A 14197-nucleotide genomic window follows, 5' to 3' on the forward strand; every position below is an offset into this window, starting at 1 on the left:
CGGTGGCCGACGAGCCCGTCGTCACGGTGACGATCCTCACCTACAACGGTGAGAAGTACATCGAGCGCATTCTGAAGAAACTCCGGAAGCAGGACTTCCCCGAGGCCTTCGAGGTCCTCGTCATCGATTCCGGCTCCACCGACCGGACGCTCGACATCGTCCGCTCCTTCCCCGAAGTGCGCCTGCACGAGATCCCGAACTCGGAGTTCGGCCACGGCAAGACGCGCAACCTGGCGGCTCAGCTCGCCCGGGGCGAGTTCATCGCCTATCTGACCCATGACGCGGTGCCCAGCAACAAGCACTGGATGACGGAGATCATCGAACCGTTCCGGCGCTTCCCCGAAGTCGTGGCCGTGCTCGGCAAGCAGGTGGCGCGTCCCCGTGCGTTCCCCCTTCAGAAGTATGAGATCCACGGCATGTTCCGTCATCTCGGTCCCGACTTCGGGACGACGTTGTACTACGCGACTCCCGAGCTCCTCAAGGACAAGGCGAGCATTTCCGTCATGTCGTTCTACTCCGACGTGAATTCGGCGGTCCGCCGCCAGTTTCTGCTCGACGTCATCCCGTACCGGGACGTCCGCTACGCGGAGGATCAGATGTTCGGCAACGACGTCATCATGAACGGGTACGTCAAGGCGTATGCACCGCGCGCCATGGTCGAGCACTCGAACGATCTGACGTTGAGCGAGTACCGCGACCGCATCTTCGACGAGACGGTGGGCCTCCGCCAGATCGGGACCGGGGAGCTCCCGGTCATCAGCCGCAGCGCCGTGGTGTTCTACGCGTTCAAGGGGACCGTCGGAGACAGCATCCGCATCGTCCGCGACCACGCCTACTCATGGAAGCGCAAGGCCTACTGGCTGGCGATCAACCCCGCCTTCCACCTCTCCAAATGGCAGAGCTACCGACGCTCCGCACTCGTCGACCTCGACGACCACGGTGCCATCAGCGCCGGCTCGTTGGAGCACAAGCGCAAGTTGAAGCACGAGGCGAAGGCGGCTGCCAAGCGCTGATCGGTTCCTGCTGGGACTCAGGGAAGCGGTGCGGCCCCGCGGGCCGCACCGCTTCGTCAGCTGAGCTCGACCTGGGTCGTCCGGGAGAGCGCGGTGCTGCCCTCCACCTCGACCTGGGTGCGAAGGGAGAGGATCCCGTTGCCGAAGTCCTCGCCGGGCACCTCGAACGTGCCGGCGGGCGTCGCGAGATCGTAGTTTCGCCCGGCCTTGTCGCCCAGCCCCACGTTGATGAGGTACTGGCCCGGTCCGAGGCGCACATCGGGAAGGGTGAACACCAACTCGTGCCGTCCGACGCTCGTCGGGAGGGTCATCTCGTCGAACGTGGTCATGTTGTAGAGACGCATGCCGAGCGGGCTCTCGATCGAGAAGCCGACGCCCCAGTCCTTCACGGGCTCGTTGACGTCGACCCCGAGGCGAGCGACGAGACGGACGCCCTGGCTCTCGGGCACCGTCTCGACCTCGAATGAGCCGACCTCCAGCGCCAGACGCCGGCGCGTCCCGTCGGCGTTGACGAGCAGGGCCTTGCGCTCGTCCTCGTAGCCTTCGCGGAGGATGCGGATTCCCTCTCCGGGCGTCCCGTCGTGCTGGATGCGGCCGCCATCGAGCACGACGACGCGGTCGCACAGCGACCCGACCTGCTCCGCCGAATGGCTGACCAGGATGATCGTGCGGCCTTCGTGCTGGAACTGCGCGATCTTCTCCATGCACTTGCGCTGGAACGGCTCGTCGCCGACCGCCAGGACTTCGTCCACCAGCAGGAGATCGGGGTCGACGTGGATCGCGACCGCGAAGGCGAGCCGCACGTACATGCCGGAGCTGTAGAACTTGACCTGGGTGTCGATGAACTCGCCGATCCCGGAGAAGTCGACGATCTCCTCGAAATGCGCGTCGGTCTCGGTGCGGGTGAGCCCGAGGATGGCGGCATTGAGGTAGACGTTCTCGCGACCGGTGAGGTCGGGATGGAAACCTGCGCCGAGTTCGAGCAGCGCCGCCATCCGTCCGCGGCGTCGCACCGTCCCCGTCGTCGGCTGGATGATCCCGCCGATGACCTTCAGGAGCGTGCTCTTGCCCGAGCCGTTGTGCCCGACGAGACCGACGGTGCTCCCCGTCTTGATGTCGAGGGAGATATCGCGAAGGGCCCAGAAGTCGTCGCGGTGCCGCTTCGACTGGCGGAAGTTGACCACCCGCTCCTTGAGGGACTTCTCCTTGTGCATGACGAAGCGCTTGGATACCCCGTCGACGCTTGCGATGGTGGGTGTGGACACGTTCTCAGAGCTCCTGGGCGAAGTTCCCCTGGAGGCGCGCGAACAGGCGCTGCGCGAGCCAGAGGAGGACGATGCTGACGATGAACACGACCAGGATCCGGATACCGAGCGCATCGGGCCAGACCTGGGCCATCGGGCCGGTGGCGGTGTCCCCGGCCGACCACAGCGCTCGCTGCATGCCGAGGATCGTGATGGTCACCGGGTTCGCGAGATAGAGCTGCTCGAGCCAGTTGCCCTGCAGGAGTTTGTGTACGAACGTGTACGAATAGACGATCGGCGACGCCCAGAACAGGATGATCAGGGCGATCTCCAGGATGTGCTGGGCGTCACGTAGATACACGTTGACGGCGGAGAGGAACAGACCGCAGGCGGTCGAGAACACGACGAGCGTGATGACCGACGCCGGGGCGAGGAGGATGTCGGCGTCCCAATCGAAGGGCACGCTCGCGAGGAAGATGATGGCCAGCGTCAGGACGACGGCTTGGACGAGGAAGTTGAAGAGTGCACTTCCGACGGAGCTGAGCGGGAAGATCTCCCGTGGCAGATAGACCTTCTTCACGAGGCCGGCGTTCGCGAGGATCGACGTCGTGGAACTCTGCACGATCTCCGACGACAGCCCCCACATCGTCAGGCCGATGAAGACGAAGATGGCGAAGTCGGGCGTGGCGCGGGCGGCGCCGAGCACCTGCCCGATGGCCAGGAAGTAGATCAGGAGCTGCGCGATCGGCCGGAACAGGCTCCAGACCAGGCCGAGGGAGCTGTCCTTGTAGCGGGACTTGATCTCGCGACGGGTCAGCAGGCCGAGCAGTTCGCGATGCGCCCAGATGTCTGCGAGGGAGCTCCACGCGCCACGGAAGAATCCGGAGCTCCGTCCTACTTCGACGAGGGGCTCGTCGGCGATCAGCGCAGCTCGGGTCTGCGCCTCGAGGGAAGTCATGACGTACATGTTAACCCAGCGCACCTGGGCGCCCGCCGGGCCGTGTACCCCGTTAGAGGCGCTGTGCTGGGCCCACGAGACCGGATAGGGTCGAACGGCGACCCGAACGCATTTTTCGAGCGACGTCATCGTCGCATCATCCCCGACCGGAACAGGAATGAGCAGGATCGCCCGCACCCTCTTCGGCGCTGCCCCCGCGGTGCTGATGGCCGCCGCGTTGCTGACGGCCTGCACGTCCGCCGCGCCCGAGGCCACCGTGAGCGCGTCGTCGCTCCCGTCGAAGACGGCGACGCCCGGAGCGGTCGAGCCGTCGGCGCCGCCGACGATCGAGGCGGTTCTCGTCGTCGCGAGCGTCGATGTCGACGGGAAGAACATCTCGGCCTCCGGCTACATCCAGGGGGTCGTGGAAGACGGCGCACCCTGCGTCTTCACCTACGAGCGTGACGGCGCGACGGTCACGGCGGACGGAACCGGCGCTGCCGACCGGATGACCACCTCCTGCGGCCTCGTGCAGTCGCCCATCGAGGACTTCACGCGCGGGTCGTGGACCCTCACCCTGTCGTACGAGCACGACGGCACGACATACACGTCCATCCCGACGACCGTGGAGGTCCCGTGAAACGCCGACTCCTTGTCGTCCCTGCTGCCGTGATCGTCTCGCTGGTCGCCGGACTCCTCGGGTCCCTCACCCCGACCGCCGATGAGCCGGCCGCCGCTGCGGTCGCCTCGGACTTCAACGCCGGTGACATCATCAGCGACGCCCTCTTCTTCGACGGTGCCGCACTGACGGCGTCGGAGGTCCAGGCGACTCTGTCCGCGAAGGTGCCCTCCTGCCGGTCCGGATACACGTGCCTGAAGGACTACCGGCAGACCACGACGACGCGCGCCGCGGTGGCCGGACGGTGCGATGCCTACACGGGCGCCTCGAACGAGCTCGCCTCCGTCATCATCGCCAAGGTCGGTGCGGCGTGCGGCATCAGCCAGAAGGCCCTCCTGGTGCTCCTCGAGAAGGAGCAGGGCCTCGTCTCCGACACGTGGCCGGACAGCACGCAGTACCAGAAGGCCACCGGCTACGCCTGCCCGGACACCGCGGCGTGCGATTCCACCTACCTCGGTTTCTTCAACCAGGTCTACAACGCAGCGCTTCAGTTCAAGCGCTACGCGGCGAACCCGACCGGCTGGAACCACGTGGCAGGCAGGGTCAACGCCATCCGCTACAGTCCGAGCGCCAGCTGCGGCTCGTCGAACGTCTTCATCCAGAACCAGGCGACGGCCGGACTCTACAACTACACGCCCTACCAGCCGAACGGGGCGGCGCTGGCCAACCTCTACGGGACGGGGGACGGCTGCAGCGCCTACGGCAACCGGAACTTCTGGCGCATCTACACCGACTGGTTCGGCTCGACCACCGCAGGCACCAGCCTCGTCCGCACGACGTCCAATGCGACGGTCTACATCGTCTCCGGCACCAGCAAGTACCCGGTGCTGAACCAGGAGATGCTCACCGCATACGCGCCCCTCGGGCAGGTCGGCTTCGTGTCCCAGAGTTATCTGGACGGTTTCGCCACGATGCAACCCGCTGGACGGGTCATGCGCTCGCCGAACGGGACGATCTACTTCACCGATGCGAGCATCAAGCTCCCGTTCGGTTCGTGCGGCCTCGTGGTCGACTACGGGGGCAAATGCGACGTGAGCGGCTTCGTGCAGCTCAGCGACGACCAACTGTCGGGGTTCGCGACAGGTCCCGCCATGGGACCGATCCTCGGCACGACCGCCGGTTCGCGGTACTACGTGACGTCGGGCACCAAGCGGGAGATCCTGGACAACACGTCGCAGAGCGCAGCCGGCCTGCCGAGCGGCTTCAACGTCCTCACGGAGTCCGCCGTCTCGGCCCTGCCGTACGCGGCGCCGATCGTACGTGACGCGGTCTTCGCGACCCAGCGGGGCACGTCGAGCTATTCCTACCTCGGCAACAAGTCCGCCTACCCGGTCGACGCGGGCGCCGCCGCAGGTGCCGGCCTGCCGAATGCCTCCGCTGGTTCGCTCAGCCCGAACAGCCTCGCGCTCATCCCCAAGGGAGCGTCGTTCACCGGGATCGTCCAAGTGGCGGGCACGGCCACCAAGTACGTGCTGGCGGACGGGGGCAGCTACGCCTGGAACACCGGATCGACCTCCGCACTTCCGGCGGTCGCCGTTCCCCAGGCATTCCTCGGGGCGTACCCGTCGAAGGGGACGATCGTCGCCGGCTCGATGATCAAGACGCCCTCGTCGGCGACCGTCTACATCGTGATGGCCGACAAACTGCTGCCGGTCGGCGCCTGGGAGTCGCTCGTCGCGCTCGCGGGCGGCAAGACCCCGGTGATAACCACGGTGCCGGATTCGCTCGTCGCCGCGATCCCGAAGGGGCCCGTCGCGCTCACGAGCAACACACTCGTGCTCTCCACCAACAGTGCCACCGTCTACCTGATCAACGGCGTGACCAACAAGATCGCACTGTCCAACTTCGCTTTCGCGAACGAGGCGGGCATCACGGGGTACAGCTTCACGACGCAGGCGAGGCTGGACGCATACCCGACGTCGGCGACGCTCCTCGGATTCGGACTCACCTGCGGTTCGACGGACTACGTCAGCGCGGGTGGGAGCGTGCACAAGGTCGATCCGGGCATCAAGGCGCTGTATCCCTTCGCCTTCGTCGCCCTCGACTCGTACACCTGCCAGCTGCTCAAGGTGACGACGCCGGCGACCGCGTTCATCCGCACTCCCGACGGCTCGATCTTCTGGCTCGACGGCGGCACGAAGCGACCGATCGGGTCGATGCAGCGTTTCGCGGAGCTCAGCAAGGGCGCCGCCTACCTCGACGTCCACCCGCTCTTCGCGTCCGCGATCCCGACCGGCCCCGCAGCCTGAGACGCGGGGCCGGGGGCTCCCGGCAGACCCATAGCGTGTAGCCCTTTAGGATTGACACGCTTTGGTTCGCACATCGGCGGGAGTAATGACGAGATGAAGATCGCGGTAGTCGCCCTGGGCAAGATCGGGCTTCCGCTCGCCGTTCAGTTCGCTTCGAAGGGGCACGAGGTCGTCGGCGTCGATGTGAACTCCGCCCTGGTCGACCTCGTGAACGCGAGCACGCCGCCGTTCCCCGGCGAAGCGGGCTTGAGCGATGCCTTGGCGCGTGTCGTGTCCTCCGGGGCGCTCCGCGCGACGACGGACTACGCCGACGCCGTTCCCGGCGCTGATGCCGTGGTCATCGTCGTGCCCCTGTTCGTGGACCAGGATGCCCGGCCCGACTTCGCATGGATGGACGCCGCCACCGAATCCGTGGGGAAGCACCTCACCCGAGGGGCGCTCGTCTCGTACGAGACGACCCTTCCCGTCGGCACCACCCGTGAACGCTGGACTCCTCGTCTGGAGGCGACCTCCGGCCTGGTGGAGGGTGTCGACTTCGACGTCGTCTTCTCGCCGGAACGCGTGCTGTCGGGGCGCATCTTCGCGGACTTGCGCAAGTATCCGAAGCTCATCGGCGGCCTGAGCGAGCGCGGCGCCCGTCGCGCCACCGAGTTCTACGAGGCCGTGCTCGACTTCGACGAGCGCGCAGACCTCGCTCGGCCGAACGGCGTGTGGGATCTGGGAACGGCCGAGGCCGCGGAGTTCGCCAAGCTCGCAGAAACGACCTATCGCGACGTGAACATCGGCCTCGCGAACCAGTTCGCCCGTTACGCGGAGCGCGCGGGCATCGACGTCTACCAGGTGATCGAGGCGTCGAATTCGCAGCCGTACAGCCACATCCACCGTCCCGGCATCGCGGTCGGGGGCCATTGCATCCCGGTGTATCCGCGCCTGTACCTCTGGAACGACCCGGAGGCCACCATCGTCCGCGCGGCGAGGGAAGCGAACGCGGGTATGCCCACGCACGCCGTGACCATGCTCGAGGGTGCCTTCGGCGACCTCACGGGTGCACGCGTCGTCGTCCTCGGCGCTGCCTATCGGGGCGGTGTCAAGGAGACCGCGTTCTCCGGCGTGTTCCCGACGGTGGACGCGCTCCGGGCGCGGGGCGCGGTCCCCCTCGTCCACGATCCGCTCTACTCCGACGACGAACTGCGGTCGCTCGGCTTCGATCCCTACACGCTTGGTGATCAGGCGGACGCCGCCCTGATCCAGACGGACCACGCCGAGTACCGCGCGCTGGGACCGGGCGACCTGCCCGGTATCGCGGCGATCATCGACGGTCGACGCCTGAGCTCGGCCGAGGCGTGGCCGGGAGTGATCTACCGGGTCATCGGCGTCGCCTGACCACGGTCGCGGCCGTCGGCGACACCTCGCGGACGGCCGCCTTCGCGGCGTCAGGCGAAGACGGGGGAGTAGACCAGGACGACTCCCAGAACCACGATCGGATACGCGACGAGCAGGGTCTTCGCGACGCGACTGCGGACGATGAGTGCGGCCACCAGCAGGAAGGCCGGCAGCAGCGCCGTGCCGTACCGTGGCGGGATGGGGAAGTAGGTGCCCTGGACGTCCAGGGAGATCGCGAGGAGCGGCGCGCCGAGGATCGCGAGCGCTGCGACCGCGTACACCAAGGGGCTGTTCGCCCGACGCCAGGTGTAGATCGCGACCGCGCCGACGACACCGCCGACGGTGATCCAGGAGAGCGGCTCCACGATGAACGGCGGAATGGGGAGACCGAGCTCGACCCGGCCGGTGATGTTGACGTTCGAGATGATCGTGCCCGGCAGGAAGTTGACGAACTGGGAGCCAAGGTCCTTCAGCGTCATCCGGCCGGTGACACCTTGATTCGCGGCCGGGCCGACGGCGACGGCCGCGCGGAGCGCCAGCCAGCCCACCTCGGCGACGAGCGCCGCGATTCCCGTGGAGACGGCGATCATGAGAGCGCCGTCCTCGCCGCGTCCGAGCAGGGCGCTCCTCCAGTCGAAACCGCGCCGTCGTGGCCGTGCGCGCATCCGCCTGCGGACGTACTCGAGGATCAGGAAGAGTGCGACGAGAGCTGCCGCCAGGATGGCTGTGATCTTGAAGAGCGTCGCGACGGCGGCCAGCACAGGCAACCACCAGCCGGACCACTGCCCCCGGAGATACTTGATCGCGGCGATGAGCATCAGCGCGCCGAGCGCGAAGACCGGAGCGTCGGTGCTGATGAAGGTGAAGGTCCACCAGGCGAAGGGCGACGCGATCACCGCAAGACCGAGTCCCAGGGTGATGACGGGCCTGATCCGCATCAGACTCAGTAGCCAGTAGAAGAGGAGCATGCCCCCGGCCAGCCAGAATGCGCCGGTGAAACGCGCTGCTTCGACGAGCGATGTGTGAGTGACGAGCTGGATCGCCTTGGCTCCGACCCACGTGATCACGAAGTACAGCGGTGTGTACCCGTCAGCCGAGGTGATGCCGCCCTGGGGGAACTGGTCGAGGTGGGCCGAATAGTCGGAGCCGCACTTCGGTCCCATCGCGCCGTACTCCCGGACGCCGGCGCAGGCCATGAGGGCGAGCGCTTCCGGCCCGATCTCCTGTCCGCGGGGGATGATGACCTGCTGGGGGAGCTTGTAGAGGTAGTCGGTGTACACCCACTCGTCGATCGGCGAGAGCGCCTCGGAGTGATGAGCGGTCACCGTGAACCCCATGACGAAGGAGGCGAACACGAGCAGGAGCGGAACCCAGCGCTTCCGGGTCCCCCTCCACGCCCTGCGGCCCCACGACGCGGGTGTGGTGTTCTGCTCGATAGCGGTCTGCATGATGCTCCCCGATGTGTGTGCTGTCGACGAGCGCGTTGCCCCGATACCGCGATAGATCCTAATACAGGTCGGTGCCCGAGGGTCGGAGGCCGGCGCTGGACTCGATGGCGCCGATCACTCGAACGGCGGAAGATTCGGCGTCGACGGGCTCGCTTGGATATCGAGCTGCAGTGCGCTGATCAGCATCTGCGACCCCAGGATCAGCGGAAGCGCGGCCAGCATGACGGTCGCGGCCGTCGCCACGACCGAGGCCGCGATCTGGAAGCACACCCAGATCGCTACTCCGACACCGACGACGAACAGGATCAGACCGAGGAAGAGGAGGAGGGCGATCGGCGAGAACGACCAGAGCACGTAGCGGTACCAGATTCGCCGCCAGAAGCCGCGCGTCAGGAGGGCGAGCAGCTCGGGCACGACCTTCGACAGCTTGATGCTCGACACCTCCTCGCCGTAGACGGCGGGGATCGGTACGTCCGTCGCGGGGACCTGGAGGATGTTGAGGTGGATGAGCAGGTCGTTCTCGAAGCTGTATCGCTTGGAGACGCTGTCGAGCGGGACGCGCTTCAGCACTTCGGCCCGGATCGCGGTGTAGCCGTTCTGCGGGTCGAAGAGGTTCCAGTAGCCCGAGGCCAGCTTCGTCATGAACGAGAGCACGATGTTGCCGAAGACGCGATGACCGGGCATCCCGTGGAAGGACTCGGGGGAGAAGAACCGGTTGGCCTTCGCGAAGCCGTAGCCTTCGGTGGTGACCGCGTCCAGCAGCGGCGGAAGGTACTCGGGGTCCATCTGCGCGTCGCCCGCCATGATGACGTTCACGTCGGCGCCCAGCTCGAGGGCGGCCCGGTGGCCGGTGATGATCGCTCCGCCGACACCCTGGTTGACCTCGTGGCGGATCAGGGTCACCCGGGGGTCGCCGACGCTTCGGACGACATCGCTCGTCGCGTCGGGGCTGTGGTCGTCCACGATGACGATGTGGTCGACGATCTCCGGCATGGTGCGGATGACCGTCGCGATCATCGCCTCTTCCTTGTAAGCGGGGACCACTGCAGCGATGCGGGCTCCGTTGTACACGGTCACGTCCTTTCGGTGGGTCCGGCGTCCGGACCCGGTTCTGGCTGGCGCGGGTCGGCGAAGACCCAGTAACGGTAGGCGAAGTAGTTCCAGACGGTGGTGACGACGGTCGCGATGATCTTGCCGCCAGCCCAGCCGGCCACCGACGAGTTGATCAGGGAGACGATGATCACGGTCGCGATCGTGTTGAACGCCACCAGCAGCGTGTAACGCAGCACGGCACGGCCGTGCGGCGCCGTCGACCCGAACGAGAAGATCCGCTGGATCGTGTAGGTGAAGGCGAAGCTCAGGAGGAACGATGTCCCGCTTGCCAGCCACACCGGCCAGAGCAGCACGTCATGGAGGAGGGCGAGCAGCCCGAAGTCGACCAGGAAGCTCAGACCGCCGGCGATGAGGTAGCGGACGGCCGAGTGCCCGAGCAGTCGCGCGAGCGGCGAGGACGCCGACGCCGGTGCGTCGGGCGGAGGAGTGGTGTCAGCCATTGTTCCCGACCGTCTCCGGCCGCGCCGGTGTCTCGCTCGACGGGGCGGCCGCGATCCCGACCCGTCGGTGGGCGAGCCAGAGTGCTCCCGACACTGCCGCCGCGAAGGCGAGGGAGCCGAGGATCCAGACGATCATGGGGGAGACCGGGCCGCCCCACCACCAGTGCACGTCGTGTCCGAGGTCGATGTCGGGGTCGCCCAGGCCGCTGACGTAGCGCTGGATGCTCGCGTGCAGAGCCACAGCGTTCGCGATCGACAATGCGAGCGCTGCGACGCCGATCTGGAGTCGAGTGAAGGCGATCCGGCGACGGGTGGCCTCGACGAGGGCGACTCCCGCGAACATCAGCAGCAGCGGGAGGATGTAGCGCGGCTGCACCTCCTGCCCGACCAGCGCCTTGCTCTTCAGCAGGATCCACGCCGGCACGGCGAACAGCATCGCGAGCGCGAACCCGAGCGCGAGAAGCTTACGGACCGAGGCCGAACGCAGCCCCGCGAACGTCACCGCTCCGAAGACTCCGACGGCGGCGACAGAGACGACCGCGGGCATCGGGATGTCGAGCCAGCCGATCGGCCACGTGCCGAGGCTTCCCGCCCAGAGCTGCGGGAGATCGATGAAGTAGTCCCACACGTACTGGGCCGTCGTGAGCGGCGCGGTCGTGTCGTGACTTCCCGTGAGGCCGCCGGTGCTCACGGACTGGTTCGCGCCGAAGTAGAACAGGGCGGCGACCACAACGAGGGCGAGCGGCAGGATCGCCTTCAGGAGGAAGGCGCGGGATCGGCTCGCGCCCAGGATGCCGGCGACGATGATGCCGAGGACGGTGTAGATCGCGGAATCCGCACGCGCACCGGCGCCCATGACCGCGAAGACGACCGCGAGGGCTCCGAGGCCGATCGCCCGTCGCCCGTCGGCCTCGAACCACCCGAGCACGGCGAGCCATAAGGAGCCGCCTGCGATGATCGCCCACGAACTGGGGTTGTTGGACGACAGCAGTGAGATGCCGAGAGGCACGATGCCGATCGCCCAGGTCCAGAGCAGCGTCCGGCGCCGGGAGGGCGTGAGGAGCCAATAGAGCAACGACGTGAGCCCCACGAAGAGGATGGCGTTGACGATGCGCATCACGATCGCCGACACGGCGTACTGGCTGCTGGCGAACACGCCCATCACCGCGTAGTAGACCGGCGGGTAGGTGCCGGCGAAGTTGCCGCGCGCGGTCGGGATCAGGTCGTTCACGGACTGGCCGGGGTCGACGTCGCATTTCTCGAGCTGGCTCGGGAAGAGATCGGTGCAGAGGACCTGCGCGACGCCCTTGGGGATCGCGCGCTCCTCCGGATGTCCTGGCACCTCTTCGCAGAGGCCGGGCCGGTCGCCCAGAGCGCACCATGCGCTGGCGAGATGATAGTCGTCGTCGGGGCTGGAGCCGACGGGGGTGGCGACCGCCCACATGATCAGGGCGATCAGCGCGAAGATGGGGACCCCGAGGAGGAGGGGCCATCGACGTCGACCGGACGGATCCGTTGGGGAGTAATGCACTGGGAAAGCTTACCCGGAGCAGCCTGGACGGTCGGAGAGGCGGGACCCGGACCGGCCGCCGTCGAATGAGAGAATGTGACCGTGAGCCCTGCCCCCCGACCGCCGCGCGTGACGCACGTCAACGACTGCGCCTTCGTGGCCAGGGCGCTCGTCGATGCCGCCGCCCGTTCGGGACTCCGGTGGGGCTACCTGCCCCCCGAGAAGGTTCGGCCCGCCGCCGGTTTCGGCGGCGGAGCTGGCAGACTCCGTGAGCTACCGTTCGTCCTGCGCCACGCTCGCGCCGCCGCAAGCAGCGACGTGCTGCACATCCACTACGCCACGACCGTTCCACTGATGCGCAAGCCGTACATTCCGAAGCGTCCGTACCTGCTGCATCTGCACGGAACGGACATCCGGCGCCAGTGGAAGGATCCCCGCACGCACGACATGGTGCAGCGGGCCATCGACGGCGCCAGCTCCGTCTACTACACCAATCTCGACACCGTCGAGGAAGCGACGACCGCGCGACCCGACGCTCAGTACATGCCCGCCTTCGTGGAACCGCAACGTCTGCCGAGCTGGCGGACTCCGCGCCGTTCGGGGCAGCAGACGGTGCTGTTCGTCTCGCGCTGGGACGATTCCAAGGGCGTCGAGACCCAGCTCGCGGTGGCGAGCGCCCTCCGCGCCGCGCTTCCCGCCGACGTGCGCATCGTCGGGCTCGACTGGGGCCCTGGCGCCCGGGAGGCCGCGGCCCGCGGGGTCGAACTGGTTCCACGGCTCCGCCATGCCGAGTTCCTCGACCTCGTCGCGGGCGCCGACGTCGCGATCGGCCAGGGTTCCGGGGCTATCGGTGTGAGCGAGCTCGAGGCGATGGCCATCGGGCCGGTCGTCCTGTGCCCGGTCCGGGAGCTCCAGGACGGGGGAGATCCACCGCCCGTCCTCACCGGGACCGTCGAGGAGGTCGTCGAGCAGACCGCGCTCGCCTTGGTCGATCCGGTCGCCGCCTCCGCGCGACTCGACGCTCGACGCTGGGTGCTGGGCAAGCACACGCCCGAGCGCTGGGTCGACGTCCTCGAGACGGCCTACCGCGACGCGGTCAGATCGCGGTAGAGGGCGTCGAACGCGGCGCCGACGGTCTCCAGTGAGAAGCGTGCGCGGATCGGCTCCGCCAGCGTGTGCGGATCGACCTCTCGGAACCTCTCGACCGCGCGCAGGATCGCTGCGCCGAAGGCGGCCGGCGTCGCCTCCTCCACCAGCTCGCCGTTGCCATCATCGACGTAGTCGCGATATCCGCCGCTCGCCGGGACGACGACGGCCCGCCCCGCCGAGAGCGCCTCGGCCGCGCTGGTGAGGAAGTTCTCGTGCGCCGTCGGCAGGAAGAACAGATCTCCCGCCGCGAGGTGGTCGAACACCTGCCGGAGAGGCAGGCTGCCGGCGAGAGTCAGGGAGTCGGAGACCTCGAGGCGTCCGGCGAGCTCCTCCGTCTCGGAGGCGAGCGGCCCGGTGCCCAGCCAGGTCAGGTGTGCGGGGTGCCCGTGCGCGACCAGCCACGCGAGCGTCTCGACGGCGAGCAGCGGCCGTTTGCCCGGCACCAAGCCGCCCACCGCCACGAGCTCCACGGTGTCACCGAACGGCGCAGCTGTGATCGGCGACGAGTTCTCGACGACGCAGGGCACGACACTGGTCGCCCCCGGCCGGCCGAACCGCGCGAGCACCTCGGTGAGTTGGGTCGTGACGCCGGTGAGCTTGTCGGGCAGCCGCAGCAACCGGCGCAGCCAGGCCAACCGGAGCCAGAGTCCGCCCGTGCGCGCCGGATCGGTCACTCCGCTCCAGTGCTCGGTGTGCACCCAGGGGACCCGGAAGAACGCGTTTGCGAGCGCCATCACCAGAACGGACGAGTAGGCCATCGTGTGCAGGATGTCGGCGCTGCGGACCGCGCGACGGATCTCGCCCAACGCTTTCAGCGCCTGCGCTGGCCGCTTCGGCGAGAAGGACACTCTCCGCACTCGGATGCCGTGATAGGTCTCGGTCGCGGGTGCGGCAGTCCCTCCGAGTCGCACGTGGATGACGCGCACGTCGTGCCGGAGTGCGATAGCGCGGACGTGCTCCAGGTTGAACGGGGCCTCTCCCGGGCGACTGTCGCTGGGGAACCAGGTGGTGACGACGAGGACGCGCATGCCG

The 14197-nt window shown here is 67.7% G+C and carries 12 protein-coding genes; 5 read left to right on the forward strand and 7 right to left on the reverse strand.

What is annotated here, in order from left to right; translation table 11 throughout:
* Positions 1-2 precede the first annotated feature (2 nt).
* Positions 3-1013 carry a glycosyltransferase family 2 protein gene (locus FHX33_RS00910; RefSeq protein ID WP_039921925.1) on the forward strand — a complete coding sequence of 337 codons (1011 nt, stop codon included), beginning with the start codon at positions 3-5 and terminating at the stop codon, positions 1011-1013.
* 56 nt (positions 1014-1069) lie between these two features.
* On the opposite strand, the gene FHX33_RS00915 is transcribed toward FHX33_RS00910, so the two are convergent.
* The gene (locus FHX33_RS00915; RefSeq protein WP_051336943.1) at positions 1070-2278 is read right to left on the reverse strand and encodes an ABC transporter ATP-binding protein; all 1209 of its coding nucleotides are present in this window, start codon (positions 2276-2278) and stop codon (positions 1070-1072) included.
* A 4-nt stretch (positions 2279-2282) separates the two neighbouring features.
* The gene (locus FHX33_RS00920) at positions 2283-3215 is read right to left on the reverse strand and encodes an ABC transporter permease (protein ID WP_039921921.1); all 933 of its coding nucleotides are present in this window, start codon (positions 3213-3215) and stop codon (positions 2283-2285) included.
* A 157-nt stretch (positions 3216-3372) separates the two neighbouring features.
* Between FHX33_RS00920 and FHX33_RS00925 the strand changes: the two genes are divergently transcribed.
* From FHX33_RS00925 to FHX33_RS00935, 3 genes are all read left to right on the forward strand, one after another.
* Entirely contained in the window at positions 3373-3834 is a 462-nt protein-coding gene (locus FHX33_RS00925) for a hypothetical protein (RefSeq protein WP_021762640.1), read from the forward strand.
* Positions 3831-6122: a hypothetical protein gene (locus tag FHX33_RS00930; protein ID WP_051336942.1), complete on the forward strand. Its 2292-nt coding sequence runs from the start codon at positions 3831-3833 to the stop codon at positions 6120-6122. The genes FHX33_RS00925 and FHX33_RS00930 overlap by 4 nt, the downstream gene beginning before the upstream one ends.
* A gap of 93 nt (positions 6123-6215) precedes the next feature.
* Positions 6216-7505: a nucleotide sugar dehydrogenase gene (locus tag FHX33_RS00935; protein ID WP_021762638.1), complete on the forward strand. Its 1290-nt coding sequence runs from the start codon at positions 6216-6218 to the stop codon at positions 7503-7505.
* Positions 7506-7555: 50 nt separating this feature from the next.
* On the opposite strand, the gene FHX33_RS00940 is transcribed toward FHX33_RS00935, so the two are convergent.
* The 4 genes from FHX33_RS00940 to FHX33_RS00955 form a co-directional block, all read right to left on the reverse strand.
* Positions 7556-8953, reverse strand: a complete 1398-nt coding sequence (locus FHX33_RS00940; protein WP_021762637.1) for a hypothetical protein — start codon at positions 8951-8953, stop codon at positions 7556-7558.
* 114 nt (positions 8954-9067) lie between these two features.
* Positions 9068-10024 carry a glycosyltransferase family 2 protein gene (locus FHX33_RS00945; RefSeq protein WP_155829003.1) on the reverse strand — a complete coding sequence of 319 codons (957 nt, stop codon included), beginning with the start codon at positions 10022-10024 and terminating at the stop codon, positions 9068-9070.
* A 2-nt stretch (positions 10025-10026) separates the two neighbouring features.
* Positions 10027-10506, reverse strand: coding sequence for a GtrA family protein (locus FHX33_RS00950; protein WP_021762635.1), 480 nt, complete (start codon positions 10504-10506; stop codon positions 10027-10029).
* Positions 10499-12037: a DUF2142 domain-containing protein gene (locus FHX33_RS00955; RefSeq protein ID WP_155829002.1), complete on the reverse strand. Its 1539-nt coding sequence runs from the start codon at positions 12035-12037 to the stop codon at positions 10499-10501. Before FHX33_RS00955 ends, FHX33_RS00950 begins: the two co-directional genes overlap by 8 nt.
* 81 nt (positions 12038-12118) lie before the next feature.
* Between FHX33_RS00955 and FHX33_RS00960 the strand changes: the two genes are divergently transcribed.
* Complete coding sequence (locus tag FHX33_RS00960) at positions 12119-13126, forward strand: glycosyltransferase family protein (RefSeq protein WP_155829001.1); 1008 nt, start codon at positions 12119-12121, stop codon at positions 13124-13126.
* Here the strand turns inward: FHX33_RS00960 and FHX33_RS00965 are convergent.
* A complete protein-coding gene (locus FHX33_RS00965; RefSeq protein ID WP_021762632.1) occupies positions 13099-14193 on the reverse strand; it encodes a glycosyltransferase in 1095 nt (364 codons plus the stop codon). The genes FHX33_RS00960 and FHX33_RS00965 overlap by 28 nt on opposite strands.
* Between the last annotated feature and the right edge of the window lie 4 nt (positions 14194-14197).

The sequence above is a fragment of the Leifsonia aquatica genome, from assembly GCF_014190775.1.
GTDB classification, from domain to species: Bacteria; Actinomycetota; Actinomycetes; order Actinomycetales; family Microbacteriaceae; genus Leifsonia; species Leifsonia aquatica.